This is a genomic window from Corynebacterium sp. HMSC08F01, from assembly GCF_001807545.1.
Lineage (GTDB): Bacteria > Actinomycetota > Actinomycetes > Mycobacteriales > Mycobacteriaceae > Corynebacterium > Corynebacterium coyleae.
The window spans coordinates 1-3,292 of record NZ_KV789304.1 but is presented as its reverse complement, the minus strand read 5'-3'; the positions used below and the strand labels follow the sequence as shown (position 1 = coordinate 3,292).

The 3,292-nt window shown below is 59.0% G+C and carries 3 protein-coding genes and 2 pseudogenes; 1 reads left to right on the top strand and 4 read right to left on the bottom strand.

Annotation, left to right across the window (positions count from 1 at the left end):
- Window positions 1-34: 34 nt before the first annotated feature.
- The 4 genes and pseudogenes from HMPREF3171_RS05395 to HMPREF3171_RS05385 all read right to left on the bottom strand — a co-directional run bounded on the left by HMPREF3171_RS05395 (window position 35) and on the right by HMPREF3171_RS05385 (window position 2,299).
- Window positions 35-364 (bottom strand): transcriptional regulator, encoded by a 330-nt coding sequence (locus tag HMPREF3171_RS05395; protein WP_070422684.1) that lies wholly within the window; start codon window positions 362-364, stop codon window positions 35-37.
- On the bottom strand, window positions 357-761 hold the full coding sequence (locus HMPREF3171_RS05390) for a hypothetical protein (protein ID WP_070422685.1): 405 nt from the start codon (window positions 759-761) through the stop codon (window positions 357-359). Before HMPREF3171_RS05390 ends, HMPREF3171_RS05395 begins: the two co-directional genes overlap by 8 nt.
- A gap of 177 nt (window positions 762-938) precedes the next feature.
- Window positions 939-1,053 (bottom strand): annotated as a pseudogene (locus HMPREF3171_RS12515) (transposase-like zinc-binding domain-containing protein); the annotation flags it as partial.
- 169 nt (window positions 1,054-1,222) lie between these two features.
- Window positions 1,223-2,299 carry a glutathione S-transferase family protein gene (locus HMPREF3171_RS05385; protein ID WP_070483501.1) on the bottom strand — a complete coding sequence of 359 codons (1,077 nt, stop codon included), beginning with the start codon at window positions 2,297-2,299 and terminating at the stop codon, window positions 1,223-1,225.
- A 781-nt stretch (window positions 2,300-3,080) separates the two neighbouring features.
- Between HMPREF3171_RS05385 and HMPREF3171_RS12345 the strand changes: the two are divergent.
- Window positions 3,081-3,292: pseudogene (locus HMPREF3171_RS12345) on the top strand (hypothetical protein); the annotation flags it as partial.

The following is a 3,292-nucleotide window of genomic DNA, read 5'->3' as shown; positions in this document are numbered from 1 at the left end:
AACGGCTACACCACTTCACGGGACTTGACCCAATCTATGAGCCCTCTGTCATGGCTTTAAGCGCCGCAACGTGCTGTGCATAGGCTTCTGTTCCAGTCTGGGTCAACGCGACCCAGACGGCGTCTTTCGCGCGCGTGGAGCCATATTCGCGGGTGCGGCTGATATAGCCGCTGTCCTCAAGATGTTTCAACTGCTTGGAAAGCGTATCGGCAGGAAGCTCGGTGAGCTCTGCAAGCACGGCGTATTTCATCTGCCTGCCGCCGGTTGCGCCTGAATGGAACAGCGTGGCACAAATTTTAAGCCGATTGATGGGGTGGATGACCGGATCCAGCTTTGCTGGGCGTGGTGAAGGATCCTTAGACATTGACGCCCTTTACGGCGGCGTTGCGGTTCTCATACAACATCCATGCCGTCGCCGTAGAAACAACGACGCCGCAGACAATCATCCACGGCCAAGTATCAGGCGTCGGCACGGTGGAGAACATCATGGCACCTGGCAGCAGTACTCGTGACCAGGTGGCGCGATCATTACTCGGCCCCATATTGGGATTGACCCGAACGAAGGGGTTCGCAATCTTATCTTTGAGGAGATAGCCCAGAACGAACGTCGGTACAAGAACCGCGAGGCCGTACCACCATGACAGCTTGAATAGCGCGATACCGCCGCCGGCGCCAAGCGCCACTATCGCCACCGCCCACCAGCTCTGCGTCCACGTGGTGCGCTTTTGAACGTCGTGAATGATCTTAAGGTCGTCGCTCATCGTTCTTCTCCCTAACGTCAACTTCACTGGCTTGCAATTAAGGCAAGTGTAATACTTGCCTTAATTGCAAGTCTAATGCTTGCCAAGTGTGCAAGTGAAAGACTGTGCATAGTGGGGATACAGCTACGCATGGGGTCTAACGGGGCTGGTGGTCTGCTACTGTGACATCTGGCCGACTTTTATTGACTGAGGCTCCACGGCCTTACATCGCCCATCGGGTAGTGCCTTTGCTGGTTGTTCCATTGCGTTTGGTATCACCGCCGCAGTAGCAGCGTGGTCGGTTCTTTGGCATTGAGCCACCACGCCACCGCCTACTACCACAGACTGGCAGCCACACCGGGGATTCACCGTGTTGAGGCCAGATATATGCTCCCAAAGCATATATTTCACGCTACCCTACAGGTCAGAACCTAAAAATCCCCGATCCCAGACACACTTTCTGGCCCCTAACCCCAGAAGACCTACTCCAGCCCGAAGAGCTCCCGTTGGAAATCCGTGGGGTTCTTCAGCTTCTCGGATTCGGGCAGTGGGCCGGGGAGGGTGGTGCCTGCGGCGAAGGGGGAGCCCGGGAGATGGTCGCGGCCGTGGGGTTGGGTGAGGCCGGAAAGGTCGGGCCCGGAGGGGACGATCCGGGTGGGGTTCACTTCGCGGTGGACGATGTAGTAGTGCTGTTTGATCTCCGTGAAGTCGGTGGTGTCGCCGAAGCCGGGGGTTTGAAACAGCTCGCGGAGGTAGCCGTAGACGTTTGGGAGTTCGGTGATCTTGTTGCGGTTTGTCTTGAAGTGGCCGTGGTAGACGGCATCAAAGCGGATGAGGGTGGTGTAGGCGCGGACGTCGGTCTCCGTGATGTGTTCACCCATGATGAAGCGGTGGTTGGCTAGGCGGTCTTCGAGCCAGTCGAGGACCTCAAACACGTCGTCGTAGGCTTCTTCGTAGGCGTCTTGGGAGGCTGAGAATCCGGCGCGGTACACGCCGTTGTTGAACTTGCGGAAGAGGAAGTCGTTGATCGCCTCCGCCTCTTCGCGCAGCTCTTCCGGTGGCAGCAGGTTCGGGGCGCCGGGGCGGTGGTAGGCGGTCCACTCGGTTTGGAAGTCGCGGACCATGGAGTTGTAATCGTTCGTCACCACCTTGCCGCTTGCTTCTTCCACGATTGCCGGCACGGTGATGCCGCGCGGGTAGTCGGGAAAGCGTGCGAAGTATGCATCCTGCAGGCGGGGGATCTGTAGCACGGGGTCCACGCCGCCCGGATCCAAGTCGAAGGTCCAGGAGCGCTTGTCGTGAGTCGGGCCAGCCAGGCCCAAGGAGATCACATCTTCCAGCCCCATCAGGCGCCGCACGATGACAGCGCGATGCGCCCATGGGCAGGCACGTGCGGCGATGAGACGGTAGCGGTGCGGCTGCACGGGCCAGTGCGAAGCTTCATTGCTTATCGACGACACAATGCGGTCACCGATATAGTTCGTATCCCGCTTGAACTCGCCGTCTGTTGAGGCGTTCTGGGCATCGCCTGCCCAGTCCTTCTGTGCGTCTGTAGTCATCGTGTCCTCCCTTATCGCGTGAAAAGTTTGTGACACGTCAACTATAGGCTGTTTCTGATCATGAGCGAGGGGGGATGTGCTGTTGCAAGAGGATGAGCAGTGTGACGGAAAGCCCGGAGACAGGCCCAGAGACAGGCCCAGAGACAAGGCAATACAAAGCCTTCGGATGGCGCGAATCCTGGGCCTTCATCGCGGTCATGGTGTTTCTCTCCCTAGCTGGCTTCTTTATGGTCGATGGCGGTGAAAGGGCGCTGGAACCCCTTGACCGAGCGCCGGATCCATAGCCGTGCCATTTTGGGACACGCCCGCACCTTCGGTTTCGGGCCATTACCAGAGCGCTTATCCGGAGAAGCCTTCTGCTCCCACTCCAGCGGGGTAGTGATCGTCCCCTGAGTACGGGGATTCCCCGGATTTACAGGCTGATTCACCGAGAAGATTGTTAAAAACGCCTGCGGATTCTTGCGCCCATCCTGAGTCTTCGTCCACGCGTCACTCAATGGTGTGCTGGTTTTGCGCGATCTCGGTTTCAGCAATGTCTATCAAACGCACGAGACGGGGCTTGAGTCGCATGCGAGGTTAGGCTAACCTAACGTAATAATGGTTATTATCTTCTGAGAGGGCAACACAGTGCCGCTTGTGACTGATGAACCCACCACAGCGACCAATGAGTCGACGAGTCGGCCGAGAGGGGGGCGGCACCGCCGACGACGGCCCGCGAACCCGATCACCTAACCTGAAACCGCCGCGTGGACGCGGCCCACACACCCGGAGACAGAACCAGATGAAGTCGATTGCCCAGATCGTCCAGAACAACCTCAGACTCCTCGCGGCCTACGAGGACAAGGTCCAGCCGAGGTTCCTCAGCCGCTATGCGCGTGAACCGATGGACGCCGCCGTCGAAGGGCTCGGGGCCGGACGGAATTCCACGTCGCCGACGTCCTCGCGCCGCTCGGCAGGGTCGCCGGGCAGCGAGGTCGAGGACCTCGCCGAAGC

What these genes read in the sequence shown, in the direction of transcription:
- HMPREF3171_RS05395 (WP_070422684.1), bottom strand. Translation starts at nt 364, where the DNA reads ATGTCTAAGGATCCTTCACCACGCCCAGCAAAGCTGGATCCGGTCATC.
- HMPREF3171_RS05390 (WP_070422685.1), bottom strand. Translation starts at nt 761, where the DNA reads ATGAGCGACGACCTTAAGATCATTCACGACGTTCAAAAGCGCACCACG.
- HMPREF3171_RS05385 (WP_070483501.1), bottom strand. Translation starts at nt 2,299, where the DNA reads ATGACTACAGACGCACAGAAGGACTGGGCAGGCGATGCCCAGAACGCC.